General features: G+C 60.3%; 21 protein-coding genes and 1 rRNA gene. 11 read left to right on the top strand and 11 right to left on the bottom strand.

Annotation, left to right across the window (positions count from 1 at the left end):
- Both rrf and HA052_RS12580 read left to right on the top strand, forming a co-directional pair.
- Window positions 1-104, top strand: a 5S ribosomal RNA gene (gene rrf, locus HA052_RS12585); the annotation flags it as partial.
- A gap of 38 nt (window positions 105-142) precedes the next feature.
- A complete protein-coding gene (locus HA052_RS12580) occupies window positions 143-2,569 on the top strand; it encodes an ATP-binding protein (protein ID WP_166452181.1) in 2,427 nt (808 codons plus the stop codon).
- A gap of 5 nt (window positions 2,570-2,574) precedes the next feature.
- Here the strand turns inward: HA052_RS12580 and HA052_RS12575 are convergent, their stop codons facing one another.
- From HA052_RS12575 to HA052_RS12555, 5 genes are all read right to left on the bottom strand, one after another.
- Window positions 2,575-3,573 carry a GlxA family transcriptional regulator gene (locus HA052_RS12575; RefSeq protein ID WP_166452180.1) on the bottom strand — a complete coding sequence of 333 codons (999 nt, stop codon included), beginning with the start codon at window positions 3,571-3,573 and terminating at the stop codon, window positions 2,575-2,577.
- 90 nt (window positions 3,574-3,663) lie between these two features.
- Entirely contained in the window at window positions 3,664-4,452 is a 789-nt protein-coding gene (locus HA052_RS12570) for an ABC transporter ATP-binding protein (RefSeq protein ID WP_081550074.1), read from the bottom strand.
- Window positions 4,453-4,479: 27 nt separating this feature from the next.
- Window positions 4,480-5,211, bottom strand: a complete 732-nt coding sequence (locus HA052_RS12565; RefSeq protein ID WP_081550072.1) for an ABC transporter permease — start codon at window positions 5,209-5,211, stop codon at window positions 4,480-4,482.
- On the bottom strand, window positions 5,208-5,897 hold the full coding sequence (locus tag HA052_RS12560) for an ABC transporter permease (RefSeq protein WP_081550070.1): 690 nt from the start codon (window positions 5,895-5,897) through the stop codon (window positions 5,208-5,210). The genes HA052_RS12565 and HA052_RS12560 overlap by 4 nt, the downstream gene beginning before the upstream one ends.
- A 163-nt stretch (window positions 5,898-6,060) precedes the next feature.
- On the bottom strand, window positions 6,061-6,825 hold the full coding sequence (locus HA052_RS12555; RefSeq protein ID WP_081550068.1) for an ABC transporter substrate-binding protein: 765 nt from the start codon (window positions 6,823-6,825) through the stop codon (window positions 6,061-6,063).
- Between the two features lie 515 nt (window positions 6,826-7,340).
- Here HA052_RS12555 and HA052_RS12550 point away from each other — a divergent pair.
- Entirely contained in the window at window positions 7,341-12,152 is a 4,812-nt protein-coding gene (locus HA052_RS12550; protein WP_166452179.1) for an NAD-glutamate dehydrogenase, read from the top strand.
- A 105-nt stretch (window positions 12,153-12,257) separates the two neighbouring features.
- Here the strand turns inward: HA052_RS12550 and HA052_RS12545 are convergent, their stop codons facing one another.
- The 3 genes from HA052_RS12545 to coaBC all read right to left on the bottom strand — a co-directional run bounded on the left by HA052_RS12545 (window position 12,258) and on the right by coaBC (window position 15,108).
- On the bottom strand, window positions 12,258-13,271 hold the full coding sequence (locus tag HA052_RS12545) for a GGDEF domain-containing protein (protein ID WP_166452178.1): 1,014 nt from the start codon (window positions 13,269-13,271) through the stop codon (window positions 12,258-12,260).
- Between the two features lie 148 nt (window positions 13,272-13,419).
- The gene (dut, locus tag HA052_RS12540; RefSeq protein ID WP_081550062.1) at window positions 13,420-13,875 is read right to left on the bottom strand and encodes a dUTP diphosphatase; all 456 of its coding nucleotides are present in this window, start codon (window positions 13,873-13,875) and stop codon (window positions 13,420-13,422) included.
- Between the two features lie 48 nt (window positions 13,876-13,923).
- On the bottom strand, window positions 13,924-15,108 hold the full coding sequence (gene coaBC / locus HA052_RS12535) for a bifunctional phosphopantothenoylcysteine decarboxylase/phosphopantothenate--cysteine ligase CoaBC (protein ID WP_166452177.1): 1,185 nt from the start codon (window positions 15,106-15,108) through the stop codon (window positions 13,924-13,926).
- Window positions 15,109-15,265: 157 nt separating this feature from the next.
- Between coaBC and radC the strand changes: the two genes are divergently transcribed.
- The 6 genes from radC to HA052_RS12505 all read left to right on the top strand — a co-directional run bounded on the left by radC (window position 15,266) and on the right by HA052_RS12505 (window position 19,511).
- Complete coding sequence (gene radC / locus HA052_RS12530; protein WP_166452176.1) at window positions 15,266-15,940, top strand: RadC family protein; 675 nt, start codon at window positions 15,266-15,268, stop codon at window positions 15,938-15,940.
- Between the two features lie 99 nt (window positions 15,941-16,039).
- Window positions 16,040-16,291, top strand: coding sequence for a hypothetical protein (locus HA052_RS12525; protein WP_019101157.1), 252 nt, complete (start codon window positions 16,040-16,042; stop codon window positions 16,289-16,291).
- A gap of 156 nt (window positions 16,292-16,447) precedes the next feature.
- On the top strand, window positions 16,448-16,825 hold the full coding sequence (locus HA052_RS12520) for an oxidoreductase (protein WP_081550056.1): 378 nt from the start codon (window positions 16,448-16,450) through the stop codon (window positions 16,823-16,825).
- Between the two features lie 228 nt (window positions 16,826-17,053).
- Window positions 17,054-17,512, top strand: a complete 459-nt coding sequence (locus HA052_RS12515; RefSeq protein WP_166452175.1) for a DUF2844 domain-containing protein — start codon at window positions 17,054-17,056, stop codon at window positions 17,510-17,512.
- Window positions 17,513-17,528: 16 nt separating this feature from the next.
- Window positions 17,529-18,758: a DUF3443 domain-containing protein gene (locus HA052_RS12510; RefSeq protein WP_166452174.1), complete on the top strand. Its 1,230-nt coding sequence runs from the start codon at window positions 17,529-17,531 to the stop codon at window positions 18,756-18,758.
- A 189-nt stretch (window positions 18,759-18,947) separates the two neighbouring features.
- Window positions 18,948-19,511 (top strand): flavin reductase family protein, encoded by a 564-nt coding sequence (locus HA052_RS12505; RefSeq protein WP_166452173.1) that lies wholly within the window; start codon window positions 18,948-18,950, stop codon window positions 19,509-19,511.
- Window positions 19,512-19,570: 59 nt separating this feature from the next.
- Here HA052_RS12505 and tyrS read toward each other — a convergent pair whose 3' ends face one another.
- Window positions 19,571-20,845 carry a tyrosine--tRNA ligase gene (tyrS, locus tag HA052_RS12500; protein ID WP_166452172.1) on the bottom strand — a complete coding sequence of 425 codons (1,275 nt, stop codon included), beginning with the start codon at window positions 20,843-20,845 and terminating at the stop codon, window positions 19,571-19,573.
- Between the two features lie 288 nt (window positions 20,846-21,133).
- Between tyrS and HA052_RS12495 the strand changes: the two genes are divergently transcribed.
- A complete protein-coding gene (locus HA052_RS12495) occupies window positions 21,134-21,793 on the top strand; it encodes a cytochrome b/b6 domain-containing protein (RefSeq protein WP_166452171.1) in 660 nt (219 codons plus the stop codon).
- Between the two features lie 83 nt (window positions 21,794-21,876).
- Here HA052_RS12495 and HA052_RS12490 read toward each other — a convergent pair whose 3' ends face one another.
- On the bottom strand, window positions 21,877-22,314 hold the full coding sequence (locus HA052_RS12490; protein WP_166452170.1) for a c-type cytochrome: 438 nt from the start codon (window positions 22,312-22,314) through the stop codon (window positions 21,877-21,879).
- Window positions 22,315-22,402: 88 nt separating this feature from the next.
- A complete protein-coding gene (locus HA052_RS12485; protein WP_166452169.1) occupies window positions 22,403-22,831 on the bottom strand; it encodes a c-type cytochrome in 429 nt (142 codons plus the stop codon).
- Window positions 22,832-23,003: 172 nt separating this feature from the next.
- Here HA052_RS12485 and HA052_RS12480 point away from each other — a divergent pair, with 172 nt between their 5' ends.
- Window positions 23,004-23,438, top strand: a complete 435-nt coding sequence (locus HA052_RS12480) for a Fur family transcriptional regulator (RefSeq protein WP_081550048.1) — start codon at window positions 23,004-23,006, stop codon at window positions 23,436-23,438.
- Window positions 23,439-23,458: the final 20 nt, after the last annotated feature.

Raw genomic sequence — 23,458 nt, 5'->3', positions numbered from 1 at the left:
TAGCGAGGTGGTCCCACGCCTTCCCATCCCGAACAGGACCGTGAAACGCCTTAGCGCCGATGATAGTGTGGCATTCGCCATGTGAAAGTAGGACACCGCCAGACGCCCCATTGCGAAGCCCAGCTCACACGAGCTGGGCTTTATGCATTTGTACCGCCGTTTGGTTGGTACGATTGAACTCCTCTTCCTGTTCTTCATCTCTTTGGCTTTCTCCTTGATTATTAAGCCATTGTTCTTTTTCTTTCTGTATTTTCACTTATTTTTACTGAAAATTCGTCTAATTACTCAGCAAAACCTATTGGTAATGAATAGAATTCCAGCATCAAGATCGGGAATCGAGGCGGGAATTTTGAGAAATTTCAGGCGGGACGGCGTGCATTTATTTGTATTGGCCTGGGCCCTCTGCGCGTTGTTGGTGACGGTGCTGTGGGGGATGGGCGAGCTGCAGCGTTTGAGGGACGAGTTTGAGTCAGTGGCGCAGCGAGCGCACGCAATGGTGGCGCGCAAGCTGGATCAGAATGAGTCTGTGCTGTCCTCTGTCGACGCGTTGATGGCGGCTAGCCGGCCATTTGAGGCGTCCGAGCTGTCTACTTTTGCGCGCGAATTATTGCCTCACTATCCGCAGCTTCATTCCTTTATTTTTTTTCAAAGCGTGCCTTTGGCGGAGCGGTCGCTCTTTTTGCGTCAGATGAGCGGCAAATTCGGTGAAACGTTTTACATTCGCGATTTTGATGTGGCGGGAAGCCGTGCGTGGCGACCGGCCGTCGTGCGTTCGCAGTCATTAGTGATTTCCATGCTGGAGCCCGATCGGCCCGAGGCCGGCCCGATGTTTGGCTACGATATTTTGGGCGATGCCTATTTCCGACCGGCATTGAGCAGGGCCTTGGAGACAGGGCAGCGGGTGGCCAGCGGGGCTTTCGAATTGCACGAGGGGGGAGGGCGGGCTTATTTCTTATTCCAGCCCTTATTCGAGGATAGGGAGAAGGCGCCGGGCAAATTGGTGGGCGTGGTGGGCTTGGTTGTATTTTGCGATCGCCTGTTGCAGGCACAGGCTTTGGAGAGTCTGTTGCCGGGGCTGGATTTGACCTTGTACCAGGAGGGCGTCGTTGCGCCTGGAGCGCCGTTGTTTCAGCGTCCGCATACTTCATCCGAGCGTGATTGGTGGCCGGTGTTGCGTCGGCTGGAGGCTCGACTTCCGCTTTCAAGCGTGGCGCAGCCTTTTGTGCTGGGCGTGGCGAGGGATGTCAGGGTAACGGATTTGGCTCTGTTGCCGTGGTTGTGGCAGCAGTCGTTGTTGTTGGCATTTTTCGTGTTCGCCGGTTTGGTTCACTTGCAACGCATGGCTTTACGGCATGAGCGTCAGCAATCGGACGAGGCGATCTTCCTGCAAAGCGAACGGGCATCCGTTACGCTGAGCGCGATTCACGATGGGGTGATCATTCTGCGCCAGGACCATGCGATCGAACTGGCTAATCCGATGGCTTTGGAACTGATGGGGATGGCGGCGGACGAGGTGGTTGGCCGGGTTTGTCACGAGGTGTTCCATTTGCAGGCCGAATTGGCGGCGGAGTTGGCGGAGGATCCTATCCGGGAGTGTTTCCGGACGGCCCAGCCGGTGGTGTTGGCGGAGCGGATGCAGCTGACGTCGGCGAGAGGGCAGATTCGTTCGGTTGAAGGGGGGGTGTCGCCGCTGTTCTCTCGGGAGGGCGGCTTGATCGGTGTTGTGTGCGCCTTGCGCGATCTGGGACCCTTGCGGCAGCGAACGGTGGCGGCGTTGGAGGCCAGTGAGAGCAAGGTCAAAGAGCATCTGGAGAAACTATCCCATGTGGCTCGGCTGCATACGATGGGTGAAATGGCGTCTGGCATCGCGCACGAGTTGAACCAGCCGTTAACGGCGATCGCGAACTATTGCCAGGCTAGCATCCAGTTGCTGGAGGGGGTGGAGGAGGCGCCCGCCCAGGTGAACGCCGCGTTGCGGCTAGCAGTCGCGCAAGCGGAACGAGCTGGGGAGATCATCAAGCGCCTGCGCGCTTTGGTCAGCAAGCGAGCGATTGAGACACGGCTGATCGACTTGAATCAGGTGGTTGGCAATTGCATGTTCCTGGCCGAGTATGATCTGAAGGAGCGAGGCATTGAGGTCGTACAGTTGTTGTCGGGTTATCCGGTCGCCGTGTTGGCAGACAGCATTCAGTTGGAGCAGGTGGTGCTGAACCTGCTATCGAACGCGATGGACGCGCTGCGGGACGAGCCGATGATGAAGCGCCATGTGATCGTGCATACCCGGCGGGAAGGCAAGAAGGCGATTCTTGAGGTACGCGATACCGGGCGTGGCATCACGCCAAATTCGTTGGAGGTGCTGTTCCACCCGTTCTTTTCGACCAAACCAAACGGCATGGGGCTTGGTCTGTCGATCTGCCAGACGATTGTGGAGCAGTATGGGGGCTTGATCTCGGCGGAGAATATTCCTGCTAGCGGCGCTTGCTTCCGGATCGAGTTGCCGCTGTCGCGGCAGGGGGAGCCGGAGCGTGCCTCGGTGCCATCGCCGGACGGCTGCGGGGCGGGCGTCTGAGCGTTCTAGTTCTTGGGGGCAGCGGTCTGTGTGTGTGTGCGGTGCGAGCGCTCCTCGCGTGGGGTGATGCCGAAATGATTGCGGTAGGTGCTGGAGAAATGAGGGCCGCTGGAGAAGCCGCAGGCAAGGCCGATCTGTACGATGGATTTGCTGGTTTGCTGCAGCAGTTGGCGCGCTCGACTCAAACGTAGTTCCAGATAGTATTTGGATGGCACCGTGCTTAGGTATTGCTTGAACAGGCGCTCCAGTTGGCGGCGGGAGACGCCAACATAGTAAGCAATGTCGTCGGTGCTTAGCGGCTCTTCTATATTTGCCTCCATCAGGCTGACTGCCTCGGTCAGCTTTGGTTGGCTGCCGCCGATGCGAGTGGCCAGTGGAATGCGTTGGCGCTCATTGCCGGGGCGGATGCGTTCCATGCTGAACAGTTCCGACAGCTGAGCGATAAACTCGTGGCCGTGCTGATTGCCGACCAGGGTCAGCATGAAATCGAAGGTGGCTGCTCCGCCCGCGCAACTGAGGCGTTTGCCATCGATCTCAAACAGATTGGACGAGGTGATGACATCCGGAAACTCTTCCGTGAAACGGCTGATCTCCCGCCAGTGCGTGGTGGCGCGCAGGCCGTTGAAGTGGCCAGTGCGGGCCAGCCAGTAGCTGCCGCAGCCAATGCCGCCCAATTGGATTTTGTCCGGACCGCAGGCGTTAAGCCCTTTGCTCAAAACGTCCAGGCTGAAGTCGGGATTGATGTCGTCCGCCAGGATCAGCAGGCAGTCCAGCTTGGGGGCGCCGTCCAGCGGCAGGTCCACCGCCAGCCGCGTGCCGTTGGAGAGCGGCACGGCTTGTCCATCCAGGGAGAGCAGCAGGGTTTCGTAGAGCTTTTTCTCCGCCAGCCAATTGGCGTGCAGCAGAACCTCGGAGGCGATGGCGTAATCAGCCATCGAGGCATGGGGCAAGAGCAGGAAGCCGTAGCGCAGTGGCTTGGCGGGGTGGGACGGATGCTGACCCATTGGTTTTCGCGGCGAAGGATGGAGATTACAAAAACACACCATGCCGGGCATGAGGCCGGCATGGTGTGCGACATCTCCCTATTGTACGATTTATTTCAAGCTGCCGGAGAGGAATTGTACCAATCGTTCGCTCTGCGGGCGGACCAGCACTTCCTTGGGGTGGCCTTGCTCCTCTATCTTGCCTTGGTGCAGGAAAATGACGTGGTTGGATACTTCGCGGGCGAAGCCCATTTCGTGGGTGACGACCACCATGGTGCGGCCTTCGCCGGCCAGGTCCTTCATTACCCGCAGCACTTCGCCGACTAATTCCGGGTCCAGCGCCGAGGTGGGTTCGTCGAACAGCATCACTTCCGGCTCCATCGCCAGCGCGCGGGCGATGGCGACGCGCTGCTGCTGACCGCCGGACATATGGGCCGGATACTTGTCTTCGACGCCGCGCAAGCCCACCTTGTCCAAATATTTGCGGGCGCGGGCGCAGGCTTCGTCACGGCTGAGCCCCAGCACATGCATGGGCGCTTCGACGATGTTTTCCAGCACAGTCATGTGCGCCCATAGATTGAAGTGCTGGAACACCATGGCCAACTTGGTGCGAATGCGCGCCAATTGCTGGGCGTCGGCGGCCTTGAGAGCGCCGGTTTTTCGGTCGGAGACCAGCTTTAGTTCTTCGCCGGCGGCGAGGATGCGGCCGCTGTTCGGCTGTTCCAGCATATTGATGCAACGCAGAAAGGTGCTTTTGCCTGAGCCGGAGGAGCCGATGATGCTGATGACGTCGCCGGCGTGAGCTGTCAGCGATACGCCTTTTAGCACCTCGTGAGAGCCGTAGCTCTTATGCAGGTCGCTGACTTGCAGCTTCAGATTCTTATCGGTGGGTGTGTGCATGATGATGTTCCTGTGTCGCTATCCGCATTAGTGCTTGCGTGGCGCCAGATAGGCCAGCCAGCGTTTTTCCGCCTGTTTCATCAACCAGACCAGCAGGAAGGTGAGCGCAAGGTAAATGGCGCCTGCGGTGAGGAAGGGCTCGAAGGCCATGTAACTATCCGCGTAGATGCGGCGGGCTACGCCGGTGATGTCCGCCAGCGTGACCAAGCCGGCGATCGCGGTGCTTTGCAGCATCATGATGACTTCGTTGCTGTAGGCGGGCAGCGCGCGGCGCAGCGCGGAGGGCAGCACGATGCGGCGCATCATCAGCCATTTGCTCATGCCCATGGCTTGAGCTGCTTCGATCTCGCCCCAGTGGGTGTTTCGGATCTGGCCGGCGATGATTTCCGTGGTGTAGGCCGCCGTGTTCAGGGTGAAGGCGAGGATGGCGCAGAAATAGGCTTCCTGCAGGTAGTTCCAGGCCCAGCTGTCGCGAACCCAGCCGAATTGGGCCAGACCGTAGTAGATGATGAACAGCTGCACCAAGAGCGGCGTGCCGCGGAAGACGTAGCCGTAGACGCGGACCGCGCCGGAGGCCAGCCGGTTTTTGGAGACCTGCATCAGCGCCATTGGCACCGCCATCGCCATGCCCAAGGCCAAGGAAATGAATAGTAGTTCCAGCGTCATCAGCAGGCCGTCGCGGGTGCTCATGACGGCGTTGCCGTCGCCGCCGCCGAAAAAGGCGGGCAGTTTATCCAGAATCAGTTGGAAATCGATCACAGTCCGCTCTCCTTGACGCCCAGCGAATAGCGTTTTTCCAGTCTGCCCAGCAATAGATTGGAAACGCCGGTGATCGCCAGGAACAAAAGGCCCACGATCAGATAGACGGTGAAGGGTTCCTGGGTAGTGGATTTGGCGGCGTCGGCGCGGTACATCACGTCGTTCAGGCCGATGACCGAAACCAGGGCGGTGGATTTGACCAGCACCAGCCAGTTATTGGAGAAGCTGGGCAGGGCGAAGCGGACCATCTGCGGCACGGTGATGCGGAAGAAGACGCGCAGCGGGGTCATGCCGTAGGCCATGCCGGCCTCCATTTGCCCTTTGGGCACCGCCATCATCGCGCCGCGAAAGGTTTCCGTCATATAGGCGCCGAAGATGAAGCCCAGAGTCAGCACGCCGGCGACGAAGGGGTCGATATTAGGACTTGCCCAGCCCATGCGGTCGCAGAGGTCATTAATCATCATCTGGACGCCGAAGAACAGCAGGAACATCCAGACAAGATCGGGCACGCCCCGGACCACGGTGGAATAGAGTTCCGCCAGCCAGACCAGTGGTTTGGAATGGGCGGACTTGAACAACGCGCCAATCAGGCCCAGCACGATGGATACGAGCAGTGCTGAGCCGGCCAGCTGCAATGTGAGCACTGCTCCTTGCAATATGCTGGGAAGGTAACCTTGCAAAAACATGGTGTTACTGCCTCATTCATCAGCCTTGCGCGCAAGGCCGGTCCTTGCTCGGCCTATCGGAGGCGGCCGAACAAAAAAGTCCCGGCTTGCGCGTGGAGCGGGCGGCAGTAAGCCGCCCGGCGCCATGGGGCGCTCGACCGGGACGGTGCGATAGTTGAGGGGATTAGCCGCCGTAGACGTCGAAGCTGAAGTACTTGTCTTGGACTTTCTTGTAGCTGCCGTCCTTGCGTACTTGGTCTATCGCCTTGTTCAGGCGATCGGCCAGCGCTTTGTTGCCTTTTTTGACGGCGATGCCCGCGCCCAGGCCGAAGTATTTGACGTCGGCGTAGTTCGGGCCGACAAAGGCGTAGCCCTTGCCGTTGGCGGTCTTCAGGAACTCTTGGTCGCCAACGGCGCCGTCGACGAAGACGGCGTCAACGCGGCCGGATTTCAGGTCCAGGAAAGATTCGGGCGATTTGGCGTACGGTACGACGGTGGCGCCCGATTTACCCCAGTAGTCCTTGGCGAACTTCTCCTGGGTGGACGCGCGCAGCACGCCGATCTTCTTGCCCTTGAAGCTGTTCTGGTCAACGGCGGTGCCGGATTTGGCCACGATGCGGCTGGCGATGTTGTAGTACTTGCGGCTGAAGTCGACGGCTTTCTTGCGCTCCTCGGTGATCTGCATCGAGGACAGGATGGCGTCGAATTTGTTGGCGTTGAGGGCGGGAATCAGGCCGTCCCAGTCTTGCGGAACGATTTGACAGCTGACTTTCATGGCGGCGCAAAGGGCATTGGCCATATCGATGTCGAAACCTTGCGGCTTGCCATCGGCGCCTTGTTTGGAGAACGGCGGGTAGTTGAGGTCAACCCCAAAACGCAGTGTCTCTGCTTGGACGGAAAAACCGGACAGCAGGGCTGCCGCTGCGGAGGCGATCAGGACTTTTTTCATGGCGTGGTTTTCTACTTCTCTATCGGGTGTTCGCGTCGTTTGGTCGGACGCAAACCCAAGCTTGTAAACCCGGCGCTTGGAACGAGGCTGCTCACGGTGTCTCGCCCAAGCCGGAACCATTGTAGTTATTTCTACTTTTGCCAGTAGTTGGCCGCAGCTTGCAACGGTTATCCGCCGTGCGCAAGATGGGGCCATTGTCTGGCAATCGGTGTGAGCAAGTGTTCGTATTTTAACCGATATTCTTGCTTGATGTGAAATACCTAAAAAATCAATGAGTTATATTTCGTTTTTGGACTTGTGTACAATGTGGGCCTGGGAGAGAAACTTGTAAGCCGCCGTCGCATTGCTATAAGGCTAAAAGTGGCGTCCGCCACGATTTATTCTTGCGGCATTAGGAGGGGGCGAGCGGGCTTTTCCATGAAAATGTACGTCCACGTCGCATTAAGGAAATCCCGGCATGATGGGGGTATCTACAATGCCTCGACACACTCCGTGCACACAACAAGAGAAGCAACATGTCGCTTACCAATAAGACCGAACTCGCGAGCCTGATCGCCGATATTCAGGCCGTAGCAGAGACCAAGCTTTCCGAAAAGGAGAAACACCAGCTCGAGCCTTTCTTCCCGATCTACTTTGAGGAAGCCGAGCACGCCGACCTTAGACAGTTTTCGTCGCTGGACTTGTTCGGTGCCGCGTCGGCGCATTACGCGTTCGGCGCCAAGCGTCTGGGCGGTCAGAACAAGGCGCGCATTTACAACCCCGATTTCGAGCGCGACGGTTGGCAAAGCACCCATACCGTGATTGAAGTGGTCAACGACGATATGCCGTTCCTGATCGACTCCATCACCATGCTGCTGTCGCGCCATAGCCTGAACCTGCACCTGCTGGTGCACCCGGTGCTGTCGGTGGGCCGAGACAAGAACGGCGTGATCCAAGAGGTCAAACGCACCGAGGACCGCAGCCTCCCGCTGGAATCCTTCATCCATGTGCAGATTGATCGCGTGACCGATGCGGCCATCCTCAAACAGCTGGAATCCGAGCTGAATCGCGTGCTTTCGGATATTCGCCTGGTGGTAAGCGACGAACCGACGATGCGCGAAGTGTTGGCCGACATCAGCAAAGACCTGTCCCTGGTCAAAGGTAAGCGCGCGGCGGAAGCCAAGGAAGCGGTGGACTTCCTGGCCTGGATGTCCAAGCGCAACTTCCTGTTCATGGGCTATTGCGATTACGATCTGGTGCGCCGCAACGGCAAAGACAGCCTGAAGATCGTTAAAACTTCCGGCCTGGGCATTTTGAAAGACCAGGGCGACAAAGAATATTCCGCCAGCTTTGAACAGCTGCCGCAGGAGCTGCGCGAGCTGGCCCATCTGCCTCAACTGATCATTCTGAACAAGTCTCAGACCCGCTCCATCATCCACCGCCCGGCTTATATCGATTTTGTCGGCATCAAGCGTTTCAACGACAAGGGCGAAGTGATCGGCGAGCGCCGTTTCCTGGGCTTGTACACCGCCAGCGCCTACCAGGACTCGCCCAAGGACGTGCCCATCCTGCGCCAGAAAGTGGCGACCGTGGTCAGCAACTGCGACTATGTGGACGACAGCTACAAGTCCAAAACCTTGAGCTTTGTGCTGGAGGCTTATCCGCGCGATGAGCTGTTCGAAATTCCGGCCGAGGTGCTGGGGCCGATCTCCGAGGGCATCGTCAGCCTGCAGGAGCGTCCGCGCGTGCGCCTGTTCGTGCGCAAGGATCGCTACCATCGCTATGTCAGCTGCCTGGTGTACGTGCCGCGCGACAGCTTCAACACCGAAGTGCGCCTGAAGATCGAAAAAGTGTTGATGAACGCTTTCAACGGCACCAGCGCCGAGTTCAGCGTACAGATCAGCGACGGCTCGTTGGCCCGCGTCCATTACATCATCCGCACCAACGCCGCCAAGTTGCCGGAATTCCACGAAGCCGACATCGAGGCCGAAATCGCCCGTCTGGTGCGCGGCTGGGTGGAGGAACTGCATCAACTGCTGGTGGAAACCCACGGAGAGGAACTGGGCAACGCCTTGTTCAACCGCTACAAGGGCGCTTTCCCGGTGGCTTATCGCGAAGAGTTCGCGGTGCGCAACGCGGTGCTGGACATCCAGCATATCGAATCGGTCAACGCCGATTCCCCGTTGGCGATGAAGTTGTACCGGCCCTTCCATCGCGGCGCTTCGGCGTTCAATCTGAAACTGTTCCGCGAAGGCGAGGCGCTGGGCCTGTCGGCCAGTCTGCCGATTTTGGAGAATATGGGCGTTAAGGTCCGCGACGAGCACCCGTACTGCGTGCAGCGCGCCGACGGCCGTCAGGTGTGGATCAGCGATTTCGGCCTGGATGTGGGTTCTGCGGAAGAGCAGATCGCCAGTGAAGAAGTGCAGCTGGATTTCCAGGAGCTGCTGACCCAGGTGTTCGCCAAACGTTGCGAGAACGACGGCTTCAACCGCCTGGCGCTGGTGGCCGGATTGGACTGGCGTGAAATTTCGCTGGTGCGCGCCTTGGCCAAGTACCTGCGCCAGGGCGGTCTGACCTTCAGCCAGGCTTACATCGAGCAGTGCGTGGCCAATTATCCGGCCATCACCCGAGTGCTGGTCGAGCTGTTCTCCGTGCGTCTGGATCCGACGCATGCCGACGACGCGCGCGCCGACGCCTTGCTGGCCAAGTTGCGCGAGCAACTGGACGGCGTGGCTAACCTGGACGAAGACCGCATCCTGAACGGTTTCCTGTCCGTGATCCTGGCCACCCGCCGCACCAACTTCTGGCAGAAGGGCGCAGACGGCGAGTTCAAGTCCTATATCTCGTTCAAGCTGGAGTCCAATCGGATTCCCTTCTTGCCGCAACCGCGCCCGATGTTCGAAATCTGGGTGTACAGCCCGCGCGTGGAGGGCGTGCATCTGCGCGGCTCCAAAGTGGCGCGCGGCGGTTTGCGCTGGTCCGATCGCATGGAGGATTTCCGCACCGAAGTACTGGGCCTGGTGAAGGCGCAGATGGTCAAGAACTCGGTGATCGTGCCCATGGGCTCCAAGGGCGGTTTCGTCGGCAAGCAACTGCCGGCGCCTAGCGACCGCGAGGCCTTCCTGGCCGAAGGCGTCGCCTGCTACAAGATCTTCATCTCCGCGCTGCTGGACGTCACCGACAATCTGGTGAACGGCCAGATCGTGCCTCCGGCGGATGTGCGCCGTCTGGATCCGGACGATCCGTACCTAGTGGTGGCGGCCGACAAGGGCACGGCCACGTTCTCCGACATCGCCAACGGCATTTCCGCCGATTATGGTTTCTGGCTGGGCGACGCCTTCGCTTCCGGCGGCTCCGCGGGCTACGACCACAAGGGCATGGGCATTACCGCTCGCGGCGCCTGGGAATCGGTCAAGCGTCATTTCCGCCACCTGGGCGTCAACACCCAGGAGCAGGACTTTAGCGTGATCGGCATCGGCGACATGGCCGGCGACGTGTTCGGCAACGGCATGCTGCTGTCCGAGCACATCTGCCTGAAAGCGGCGTTCAACCATCTGCACATCTTCCTGGACCCGACGCCGGACGCGGCCAAGAGCTATGCGGAGCGCGCGCGCCTGTTCAAATTGCCGCGTTCCAGCTGGACCGATTACAACCGTGAGCTGATCTCCAAGGGCGGCGGCATTTTCGAGCGCTCTGCCAAGTCCATCCCCTTGTCGCCGGAAGTGAAGGCCTGGCTGGAGACCGACAAGGACAGCATGGCGCCGAACGAGCTGATCCACGAGATCCTCAAGGCCAAGATCGACCTGCTGTACAACGGCGGCATCGGCACCTACGTCAAGGCGTCCAGCCAAAGCCACGCCGATGCGCGCGACCGCGCCAACGATCCGGTGCGCGTCGACGGCCGCGATTTGCAAGCCCGGGTGGTGGCCGAAGGCGGCAACCTGACGTGCACTCAGCTGGGACGCGTCGAATTCGCGCTGAATGGCGGCCGCATCGCCACCGACGCCATCGACAACTCCGCCGGCGTGGATTGCTCCGACCACGAGGTCAACATCAAGATTCTGCTGGGCGGCGTAATGCAGGCCGGCGATATGACCTTGAAGCAGCGCAACCAACTGCTGGCGGAAATGACCGATGAGGTGGCGCAGCTGGTGTTGCGCAACAATGTCCTGCAGACCCAGATTCTGGCGATCAAGCGTCAGGAGGCCGCCGCGATGCTGACCACCCATGCGCGCATGATCGCGCACATGGAAAAAACCGGCGAGCTGAACCGTGAGATCGAGTACCTGCCGTCTGAAACCCAGATCAATGAGCGCCGTTTGGCCCGCCAGGGTCTGACTGTGCCGGAAATCGCGGTGCTGTTGTCATACAGCAAGATTTCGCTGGATCAGGCGATCTTGGCCACCGATGTGCCGGACGACGCGGACTTCCTGTCCATCCTGACCCATTACTTCCCGAAACCGCTGCAGCAGCGTTTTGGCGCGCAGATGCAACAGCATCAGCTGAAGCGCGAGATCATCGCCAACCAGTTGGCCAACCAGATCATCAACCGCATGGGCACCACTTTCGTGTTCCGCATGCAGGAAGAGTCTCCGTTCTCCGCCGGCGACATCGCCCGCGCCTGGTGGATCGCCAGCCGCGTGTTCGACGCCGAGCGCCTGTGGAGCGAGATCGAAGCTTTGGACAACAAGGTGCCGGCGGATCATCAGGTGGAAATGATGGTGCTGGTCCGCACGCTGGTGGAACGCGTGACGCGCTGGGTGCTGCGCAACAAGCGTCCGTTCACCTCGGTGAACGCCGTGATCGAGCAGTACGCGGCCAAGGTGCAGGCCCTGTTGGCGCAGCTGCCTCAGCTGATCGCCTCCGGCGGCTACCCGGCGGTGGCGGCGCTGGAAGAGCGTCTAAGCCAGCCGGGCATGCCGCAGCCGCTGGCGCAAGTATTGGCGCGACTGGAGTTTGCCGTGCCGCTGATGGACATCATCGAAATCAGCGAAGGCAGCAAACTGCCGCTGGAGCTTTTGGCCAAGAACTACTACCAGTTGGGCCACGCGATGCAGTTGGATTGGCTGCGCGATGCGATCACCAGCCTGCCGCGCGACAACCGCTGGCAGTCGCTGGCGCGCTCCGCGTTGCGCGACGATCTGTACCGCGTGCATCGCAATCTGGTGGGGCAGGCGTTGCAGGACGCCGCCGGCGCGGAGGCCTTTGCGCAACAGTGGATGGAGAAGCGCCACCAGCAGGTGGAGGTTTGCGCGCAGATGTTCGCCGAGCTACAGTCCTTCAGCGTGCTGGATTTGGCCATGCTGTCGGCCGGCATGCGCGAGCTGAGCAATCACCTGTTGTCGTAAGCGGCCGCAGCGGATCGCGGTAATTGAAAACCGGCTCTTTGGAGCCGGTTTTTTACGCCTGGAAGGCAGGGCTTGGAAGCGGATTAGGCCGTGGGGCGGGTTGGTTTAGAACAGGTCGATCTCGCCAAAGCGCTGCGCGTTGTCGAGCTGGCCGCCTGCGACCAGTTCTTCGTAACCGCACACCAGATTGCGGCCATGGGTCTTGGCGTAATACAAGGCGCGGTCCGCCTGCTCCACCAGTTGCCCCGGCAACAGCTGCGGCAGGATGCGGGTGAAGCCGAGGCTGACGGTTAGGCGGCCCACCTGGGGGAAGGAGTATTGCTCGACGCGCTGGCGGAAGCGTTCCAGCGCCACCGCCGCTTCGGCCGGAGGCAGTCCTTGAAAGATGACAGCGAACTCCTCGCCGCCGTAGCGGAACAGGCTGTCGTCTTCGCGAAACGACTGCTGCATCAGCTGCGCCAGCAAGAGCAGCACCTCGTCGCCCACCATGTGGCCGAACTGGTCGTTGACCCTCTTGAAATGGTCTACGTCCAGCAGCGCCAAGGTGCAGGCGTGGTTTTCGCTTGGAGATTGCAACTGCGTGGCCATTAGGTTGAACAGGCGCAAATCGAATTTGCGGCGATTGTTCAGCGCGGTGAGCATGTCCCGGTCCGCCTCGAACAGCAGGCGCAGGAAGTTCTCGTGAATCCTGGCCATAGCCTTCAGCATGGCCTTGTTGACTTTCTGTTCGGAGGTCACGTGAATGACTAGCAGGGATACGATGCTGCCCATGCAGCGCAAGGGCAGGCACAGGCCGTGGGGAATACGGAAAATGCCGTCGTCCCTGTCCAGCGCGTTAAGCAGGTCGTAGAGGAAGATCGGCGGAGGCAGCCAGCTGTCGCTGGAGGTTTCCGTAATCTGAGTTTTGCCGTCGATGGAGGCGGCGCTCAGTCTTCGGCGGGTGTAGGGGACGCCGTTGACCCAACGACAGGCGAACAACTCCACCTTGTCCACGCGCATCACCTCGACCAGAGTGGAAGCCAGGCTGCTTTCCAGCATGTCCTGTTCGCGTTGGGAGGTCAGCTCGACGAGATTGTCGAGAATCCGCTTGCTGTCGTCCTCTTGGGGGCTTTGCTTCATGCCGGCGCATCCTTCTTTGCGAGGGTTGGGGACAGCGTGGCGTACCCGGCAAGCTCCGGGCCCGACGGGAGCCGCGTGTGCGGCCACCGCGGCCGCGCGGGATCGCTCCCGTTCAGTGTGAGTATAGGCAATCGCGAGGCGGCCGGCCTCAGTTGCGTCCGGTGCTGCCGAAGCCGCCGTCACCGCGCTCCGAGCTTTCGAAGTCGTCGACGATATTGAAACCTACCTGAACGATGGGCACGATGATCATCTGCGCGATGCGCTCCAGAGGAGTCAGCCGGAACGGCTCATGGCCGCGGTTCCACACCGACACGAACAACTGTCCCTGGTAATCGGAATCGATCAGGCCCACCAGATTGCCCAACACGATGCCGTGTTTGTGACCAAGGCCGGAGCGCGGCAGCAGCATGGCGGCCAGGTTGGGGTTGGCGATATGGATGGCCATGCCGGTGGGGATCAACTGGGTTTCGCCCGGGGCGATGGTGATGTCCTGCTCGATGGCTGCGCGCAAGTCGAGTCCGGCGGAACCCGGGGTCGCGTAGTTGGGCAGGTTTTGTTTCAGACGCGGGTCCAAAATCTTGACGTCGATGATGGGTTTTTTCATGAGAGTCCTTTCGTGTCGGCTGCGCGAGGCAGCCGCGGTATCGATTGCTTATCGGTTTTGCGGCAACAGCTTGGCCAGATGTTGGACAATGGCCTTGGCCACGTCCGGCTTGGGCATGCTGGGCAGGGGGTGGGAGCCGTCGCGGTCCAGCAGCACCACCTGATTGTCGTCGGCGCCCATGGCCTGCTGCGCCAGGTTGGCTACCAGTAGCGGCAATTTCTTGCGCTGGCGCTTGGCTTCGGCGAACTCCAGCAGGTTTTGGCTTTCCGCCGCGAAACCAACACAGAACGGGGCGGCGGGAAGGGAGGCGACAGCGGCGAGAATGTCCGGATTTTCCTCCAGTTCCAGACTAGGTGGCGTGGCGCCTTTCTTGATCTTGTGGGCGGACGGGTTCTTGACCCGGTAATCGGCCACTGCTGCGACGGAAATGAAAATATCGCTTTGGCCCACTTCGGTCATGACCGCATCGTGCATTTGCCGGGCGCTGGCCGCGTCCACGCGACGCATGCCCAGCGGGGCCTCCATGCCGGTGGGGCCGGAGATCAGGGTGACTTCGGCGCCGGCGTCGCGGCAGGCGCGCGCCAGCGCGTAGCCCATCTTGCCTGAGCTGATGTTGGTGATGCCGCGCACCGTGTCTATGGCCTCGTAGCTGGGGCCGGCGGTGAGCAGCACCTTCTTCCCGGCCAGCACCTTGGCGCAGAAAAACCCTTCCAGCAATTCCGCGATCTCCTCCGGTTCCAGCATGCGGCCTTCGCCGGTTTCGCCGCAGGCCTGGGCGCCGTTGGCCGGCCCGAAAACGGCGACGCCGTCGGCGCGCAGCTGCGCCATATTGCGCTGATTGGGCGGATTGTCCCACATTTGCCGGTTCATCGCCGGCGCCACGATCAGCGGACAGGCGCGGGCGGCGGCCAGCGTGGAGAGCAGGTCGTCGCAGGCGCCGTTGGCCAGCTTGAACAGGGTATTGGCGGTGGCCGGCGCAATCAGGAAAACATCAGCGCGGCGCGATAGATCGATATGAGCCATCGCGTTGCTGGGGCGCTCGTCCCAGAGGTCGGTGTACACCGCGTGGCCGGACAAGGCCTGGAATGTGGCCGGGGTCACGAAGCGCGTGGCCGACTCCGTCATCACCACTTCCACGTTGTGGCCGGCTTTGACGAGAAGGCGGGTCAACTCCGCCGCCTTGTAGGCGGCGACGCCGCCGGTAATGCCTAGCAGAATTTTCTTGCTTGTCATGGGCTTGTCGCAACAGGCGGTAAATGTCCAATTTTAGCGGATTTCCACGGACTGGGCGCGCTGGCCGGCATGCGGCTTCGATGATATGGTAGGTCATGGTTCATCGCGTTTGGTCTGACCCTGAAAACAGTGCTATAGCCAGAGGAGGAGCGTGCAGATGTCTATCGCCCAGTGGCCGGAGGCCGAGCGTCCCCGTGAAAAGCTGTTGGCCCAGGGAGCCGCCGCGTTGTCGGACTCCGAATTGCTCGCCATTTTTCTGCGCACCGGCATGCGAGGGCTGAGCGCGGTGGAGATGGCCAGACAGTTGATGCTGGACTTTGGCTCGCTGTCTGGTTTGCTCAACGCCAGTTTTGACGAGTTTCGGGCGCGTCGAGGTTTGGGCGCCGCCAAGTACGCGCAGTTGATGGCTTGCAAGGAGCTGGCGCAGCGGGCTTTGGCGGAGGATATGAGCCTGACGGACGCCTTGCGCAACCCGCGGCAGGTGCGCGACTTCCTGAGACTAGCGATTGCGGGCAAGGACGTGGAGGTGTTCGTCGCCGTATTCTTGACTGTGCAGAATCGTGTGATAGCGGTAGAAGAATTGTTTCGAGGCACCCTGACCGAAACCCGGGTCTATCCCCGCGAACTGGTGCGGCGGGCCCTGGCCAATAACGCGGCGGGGGTGATCATTGCCCATAATCATCCATCCGGCGTATGCGAACCATCCGCCGCCGATCATTCTCTAACTAATACATTAAAAGCTGCGCTGCAGTTGGTCGATATAAGGTTGCTGGATCACTTCGTTGTGACCGGCGCGCGGGCGGAATCCTTTGCCGAGCGCGGCTGGTTGTAGGCGTTGAGACGTTGCGGGGAGCGCTCGCGACGCCTGGAACCAGTACGCGGTTGCTGTCTTGTTGGACCTTGTCTCTCACCGCATCATTAGGAGGTCGCCATGAACATCCTGCGTCTGCTGAATGAGTCCGACTATATTCAGGTTAACAATCAGTTCGTGAAGCCGGATTTCCATACGGCTTCCGAAGAGTTTTCCGATGACGATGATGTGGTGCTGGAAGCCAATCTGGATGGTCAGGAGCTTGTGTTGACCGTGGCGGATCTAGAAGAGGCAACGCCGCTGGCCGATGGCGGGTTTTGGTTGGAAGGCGTTGGTTATTTACGTTTTCTGTCGCAGCAGAATCTGCATTGAGTTCATCCGAAGCGTCATGTTCACAGGCCCGGCAATGTCCGGGCCTGTTGCATTGTGGGGCTCCCCCGCGGCTCCGCTTGATTTGGCTCAAATAGCGACCAGGGTTAAAGCTGTTACAGTGCAGTGTTTATTTGATAGTCATATTTGGGTGGCCGCATGGAGCAGATCAAAGTAGGCATGATAGGCGCGGGTGAAACCGGAACGCCGCTGTTGCGGCAGCTGTTGGACGCGCCGTTTGTCGGAATGGTGGGCGTGGCGGACTTGAACCTGGATTCGCCAGGCATTCTGCTGGCCCAGCAGCGTGGTATTTCCGTCACGGATAATTTTATCGAGTTGGCCGAGCAGGGCAGCAGTATCGACATCATCATCGACGTGACCGGCTCGCGCAAAGTGCGGGAGGACTTGCGCCGTTACATGCAGTTTTCCGGCAATACTCATACGGTGATCGTCCACGAGCGCGTTGCCTTGCTGATGCTGTCCTTGGGAGCGGGCAAGCTGGTGGCGACCCGGCATGACGATTCGCTGGCGTATTGATTGAGAAATCCAGGATTTGACTGGCGGGCAGCTGGTTGAATTTTGAGGACGCTGGGGGGCTTTCGCCCCCCTTTTTTATTCTTGACGATTCCTCTCCTCGGCTTGATCGGGCTGCTCTTTCATGCTTAGGTGCTATATTTTGATGGCGGCGTTGGCGCCGCGCCTATTCTGAAGTCCCGGACAAAGCATCCAGGGGCGGCTGTAGTTTCCATTTGATGGGGGGTATTCATGCAGACGTCTTTTATGGCGGGGCGCGCCTTGTTGCTTGGCCTCAGCCTGTTCTCCGGCCCTGCCTTGGCCACCTTGGGGCAGCCCTTGCCGGCGGGGCGCGCGGTTGTCGCTCCGCAAGCTCTGGCCTTGAAGGCTGCGTCGTCGGCGCTCTATTCCGTGGCGCAGAGCCGGGACGAGGCCGGCCGCCTTATTCGCGAGTTCGCCCGGCAGGCGGACGGCGTGGTGTTCGCGGTGGCGTGGCAGGGTGCGTCGCTGCCGGATATGAGGCAGCTGCTTGGCGACTACTTTTCCAGCTATGTTTCCTCTCAACAGTCCAATCAGGCGGGGCTTAATCGCTTGGAGGGACGCAAGCCGGGGCTGACGGTGATCTCCGCCGGGCGCGCTCGCGCTTTTTTCGGTCTGGCCTATGTGCCCGCGCTGGTGCCGGCGGGGCTCGACATCGATCAACTCAAATAATTCGGGCGGGGACGAGATGAAACAGGCTATCTTGTGGCTGGGGCTGACGTGCGCGCTGCTATTGACGGCGTGCGGAGGAGGCGGAGGAGGCGGTGTCGGCAGCGTTGCGCCGCCGGATAACGGCGGGTCGACGGCCAATTCGGTGACGATGACGATAGATGGAGGCCCGGTGGCCAATGTCTATCAGATCAATATGCCCTATGTCTCGGTGACGGTGTGCGCGCCGGGCGGCAGCCAATGCCAGACGATCAGCCGGGTGCTGGTGGATACCGGCTCCAGCGGTTTGCGTTTGTTGGCCAGCGCAGTGGGTGGATCGACGTTGGGCAGTCTGCCCGGAGTGACGACGAATAGCCGGCAATTGGCGGAGTGCATGCAATTCGCCAGCGGCTTCACCTGGGGCAGCGTCCGCTACGCCGACGTTAAAATGGCGGGCAAGACGGCCTCTTCCTTGCCCGTCCAGATCATCAGCGATCCGGCCTACAGTTTTATCCCGGCCGCCTGCAGCGGGGTGGGGAACAATTTGGGCAGCCTGTCGGCTTTGAAAGCCAACGGTATTCTGGGCGTCGGCCTGAGGCAGCAGGATTGCGGGAGCAACTGCGTCAACTTTAGCAATAACGGTTATTACTACGCCTGCCCGACCGCCCTGACCTGTCAGCAGGCCCAGGCGGCTGCGTCCTTGCAGGTGTCCCATCCTCTGGTGGGTTTCGCCGGCGACAATAACGGCGTGATGCTGCAATTGCCCGCAGTGGCGATCAGCGGCGCGCCCAGCGCCGCCGGGACGTTGTATTTCGGCGTGGGCACGCAGAGCAACAACGCTTTGGGTTCGGCCAAGGCCTTCCCCACCACGCTGGACGGCAATGGCGTGGACGCGATCACGACCAGCTATAAATCGCTCAGCTATAGCAGCTTTCTGGATAGCGGTTCCAATGGGCTGTTTTTCCCCGATGCCACGATCGCCACCTGCGTGGTGGGCAGCAGCACTTGGTTCTGCCCCGGCGGCACAGTCAACCTCAACGCCAGCTTGAGCGGCGGCGGCAACAGCAGCGCCGTGGCCTTCAATCTGGGCAATGCCGGGACACTGTTGTCGCAAGGTTATTCCGCTCTTCCGGCGGTGGGCGCGCCGGCCAGCGGCTTTCTTAGCAGCTACTTTGACTGGGGCTTGCCCTTCTTTTATGGCCGCAACGTGTATATCGGCCTGGAAGGAAAGAGCAATCCGCTAGGCAGCGGGCCGATGTTCCTGTTTTGAGAAGGCTTTGCGGGATTCTTGCAACGCAATATAAAGCGTCCTATATCTGGATAGTCATCTCGATGACTTCTCCTTTGTTGAAATTAGCAATCTGTACGCCCGGCGAGCGCCGGGCTTTTTTTATCCGCGTCGGATAGCTATTGGTATCTCCGGCTAGAATAGCCGCTTCGTGTTTTCTCGAGTGTGCCCATGTCCCGTTTGCTCGCAGTCGATCTGGCGAAATCCTATCGTTTATTGAACCATGGTCCTACGGTGTTGGTGTCCAGCGCGGCGGGGGAGCGTAGCAATGTGATGGCGGCGGCCTGGGCGATGCCGCTGGATTTCGATCCGCCCAAGGTGGCGGTCGTCATCGACAAGGCGACCCACACCCGGGAGCTGATCGAGGCGTCTGGCGAGTTTGTGCTCAACGTGCCTTGCCGCGCTCAGGCTGCGGAGGTGCTGCGCGCCGGCGGCACTGACGGCAGGCAAGTGGACAAGTTTACGCACAGCGGCCTGAGCCGGCTTCCGTCGCAGCGGGTGGGCGCGCCGCGAGTGGACGGCTGTATCGCCTATCTGGAGTGCAAGGTGATCAGCGAGCCGCTGAATCAGCAGCGCTATGATCTGTTTATCGGGGAAGTGGTGGCGGCGGAGGCGGACGCGGAGGTGTTCGCCGATGGCCATTGGCGTTTCGACGACGACGCCAAGCGCAGCTTGCACTATATTGCCGGCGGCGCTTTTTTCGCGACAGGGGAGGCTTTCGAGGTGAAAAAATAAGGTTCCGACGATAAAAAAAGCGGCCGTGACGGCCGCTTGGTCTTATGCGCGCCTTGCGCTCAGCGCCATTCCACCAGCGCGTAATTCTTCTTGCCGCGCTTGAGCAGGGTGTAGCGGCCAAACAGGCGTTCGGCGTCGCTGAAGCGCTGCTCCAGGCTGTCGGCTTTGTCGCCGTTGACACTGACCGCACCGCTCTGGATGAAGGTGCGCGCCTCGCTCTTGGATTTGGCCAGGCCGCCGGCGGCCAGAGCGTCGATCAGGCTGTCGGCGTCGCGTTCCAGCCGGATGCTGGGCAGGCCGTCCTGAGCCAGTTGGGCGAAATCGTCGGCGGTGAGGCTGCTCAGGTCGTTGTTGAACAGGCTTTGAGAGATGCGCTGCGCCGCCTCCAGAGCGGCGGAGCCGTGCACCATGGTCGTCATCTGTTCGCCCAGGATGCGCTGCGCTTCCGGCTTGCCGTCGCGCGCCTGGTCGGCGGCTTCGATCGCGGCGATTTCTTCCAGCGACAGGAAGGTGAAGTAGCGCAGGAATTTGTATACGTCGGCGTCGGCGGTGCCCAGCCAGAATTGATAGAAGGCGTACGGCGATGTCTTTTTGGCGTCCAGCCAGATGGCGCCGGACTCGGTCTTGCCGAACTTGGTGCCGTCGGATTTTGTCACCAGCGGCACGGTCAGGCCGAAGACCTGCTGTTGTTGCAGGCGGCGGGTGAGGTCGATGCCGGCGGTGATGTTGCCCCACTGGTCGGAGCCGCCGATCTGCAGCTTGCAGCCGAAGCGACGGTTCAGCTCGGAGAAGTCATAGCCTTGCAACAGGCTGTAGGAGAACTCGGTGAAGGAAATACCCTGGTCTTCGCGGTTGAGGCGCTGCTGCACCGATTCCTTCTTGATCATCGCGTTGACCGAGAAGTGCTTGCCGATGTCGCGCAGGAAATCCAGCGTGTTCATTTGGCCGAACCAGTCGTAGTTATTGGCCATCAAGGCGGCGTTGTCGCCTTCGAAGCTGAGGAAGGGTTCGACTTGGCCACGGATCTTATCCACCCAGCTCTGGATCACGTCCGGGGTGTTCAGCTTGCGCTCGGCGGCTTTGAAGCTGGGATCGCCTATCATGCCGGTGGCGCCGCCCACCAGCGCCACCGGGCGATGGCCGGCCTGCTGGAAGCGACGCAGCATCAGCACCGGCACCAGGTGGCCCAGGTGCAGGCTGTCGGCGGTGGGATCGAAGCCGCAATAAAGGGTTACCTGCTCCTTGCTCAGAAGTTCTTCCAGCGCAACGGCGTCCGTGGTTTGCGCAATCAGGCCGCGGGCCTGTAGATCCTGAATCAGGGGGGCATGGTTCATTTATCGGGTCTCCAACAAGGTGATGCGCGGCAATGGCGGGATGAAGGCGCTGCCGCAAAAAGTTAGGCCGCCCGTTGGCGGGCGGCGTAGCCGGGCTCGCCAAGCGAGCCCAATTAAGGATATTAACCGAAAACCGGTGGTTTTTGCCCCCTTTTTGTCGGTAGAATTCGGGTAAAACCCCATTTGAGTTAGGGTTTGTCAGTCCGGCACGGTAATATCATGTTGCAATGCACTAACTCGGGTAATGCTTGGGCGGGCGGATTTTTGGATACAAGGAGTGAAAGCGCGATGACGCAAATGGTAAAAGTGTGGGATGTTCCCACTCGCTTGTTTCACTGGGCGCTGGTGATTCTGTTCTGCGGCATGTGGTATAGCGGAGAGCAGGGCGGCGATTGGCTGCAGTACCATATCTGGTGCGGCTCCGGCCTCGCCAGCCTGTTGCTGTTTCGTTTGATCTGGGGTGTGATAGGAAGCCAGACCGCGCGTTTCGGCAACTTCATCAAGGGGCCGCGCAGCATTGTGCGCTATCTGCGCGGCGAGTTGACCGAGAACGAGCAGCCGGGCCACAACCCGCTGGGCGGCCTGATGGTGTTGGCGATGTTGTTGGCCTTGCTGGCCCAGGTGGGCACCGGACTGTTCGCCGCCGACGTAGACAGCTATCTGTACGACGGCCCGCTGGCCAAGCTGCTGAGCGGCGATGCGGCCGAAGCCGCCACCTCGTTCCACAAGGGCTTCTTCAATGTGATTCTGGGTCTGGTCGGCCTGCACTTGCTGGCCATCATCGCTTACCGCTTGTTCAAGAAGAACAATCTGGTGAAGGCGATGATTACCGGCAAGAAAGCCATCGCCGGCGATGTGCCGCGTCTGGAGTTCGCGCCCGCCGTTATCGCGCTGGTGGCCTTGCTGGTGTCCAGCGGCGGCGTTTATGTGTTGTTGACGCGTTTGTAAGCGCAAGACGCGGGGAGCAGTCCGCGTTGTGTTGCTAGGCAAGAAAAAGGGCGGTCAACACCGCCCTTTTTTGTGGCCGCGATTTATTTTTCCGGGCCGCGGAAGGCGTCGTGACAGGACTTGCAGCTTTGCGCCACCGCGCCGTAGTTTTTCTTGATGGCGTCGAGGTCGCCGCCGCGGGCGGCCTGTCCCAGATCGGCCACGGATTTGAGGAAGGCGTCCTTGTCGGCCTGAAATTTGGCGGGCTGGCTCCAGACTTCCGGTTTGGCTCGGCTCTTGCCGCTGATGCTGTTGGCGGGGAAATGCTTGAACGGCTCGGCCGCGATCAGGCTCAAGGCGTCCGCCTGGCGGATGAAGGCGTCTTTCCGGTACGGGTCGCGGCCGCGCACCACTGCGCCCATGGGTTCGAAGGCCAGTAAGATTTTCTTGAAGGATTTTGTGCGTGTTTCGGCCGGCGTGTCGGCCAGCGCCAGCGGCGCCGCGATGGCGCCCAACAGCAATACAGTCAGCAGTTTTTTCATTCCGGGGTCTTCGGGGTGGGGTCTGGCTGCGGATAGGCAAGCAAACAGCCCGCTGGAGTGCGGGCTGCAGGGGCCGACGCGAAGGATCTTAGTCCTTGCGGAAGGCGTCGTGACAGGCCTTACAGGTCTTTTGGGTGGCGCCGAACTGCACCTTGATTGCGCCCAGATCGCCGCCGGCGGCCACTTGCTTCAGTTTGGCTGTGGCGGCTTTGTGGTTGTCGATGGCTTTTTGCCATTCGGCGGGCTTGCTCCAGATTTCCGGCTTGGCGTCGGTCTTACCGGTAGCGCTGCCGGCCGGGAAATGCTGCCACGGTTTTTGGGACAGAGCTTCCAGCTCGCCGGCCAGCTTGGCGAACTCATCCTTGTTATAGGGTGTTTCGCCCTTCACCATCTTGCCCATGCCGCCAACCACCGGCTTGTATTGCTTGAAGACGTCTTTGCGCTGAGCAATCGGATCGGCGGCAAAGGCCTGGCCGGCGAGAGTGGCGGCAAAGGCGAGCATCAACAGCTTTTTCATGTCATTTCCTTATATGAGCGATGGGTGGTAAGCCATAAGCCTATCATGGACATTATGGAGCACAAAGCTATCATGACTGGCGGGCCTGATAAACCGATGAATGATTAATCCTTGTGAATTTGAGATGTTATACAGTAACATTGAGTCCTGATTAAACAAGCGGGTGTCCGGAATGGACCATCAAGCCTATCTGGCCGCTGCGGAGCGGCATTGTGAACGGCGCGGCAGCAAGCTGACCGCCTTGCGCCGCCAGGTGCTGGAACTGGTGCTGCGTTACAGCGGGGTGGTCAAGGCATATCAGGTTCTGGCGGATCTGCAGCAGGAGCGCGGCGCCGCCGCGCCGCCCACCGTGTATCGCGCGCTGGATTTCCTGGTGGAACACGGCCTGCTGCACAAGGTGGACGCCTTGAACGGCTTCATCGTCTGCGATCACTTCGAATGTCAGCATGAAGGGCTGATCCTGGTTTGCGGCGACTGCGGCCAGGTACAGGAGATCGATGCCGCGCCGGCCTTGAGCGCATTGCGTTTGGCCGCGCAGGCGGTGGCTTTTTCTCTGTGCCCGCAAAACCTGGTGTTGACGGGGCGTTGCCAGTCCTGCAGCGCCTGAATCCACGAATTCCCTGATAC

The organism is Chromobacterium fluminis, assembly GCF_011602385.1.
GTDB classification, from domain to species: Bacteria; Pseudomonadota; Gammaproteobacteria; order Burkholderiales; family Chromobacteriaceae; genus Chromobacterium; species Chromobacterium fluminis.
This window is presented reverse-complemented; position numbering and strand designations above follow the sequence as displayed.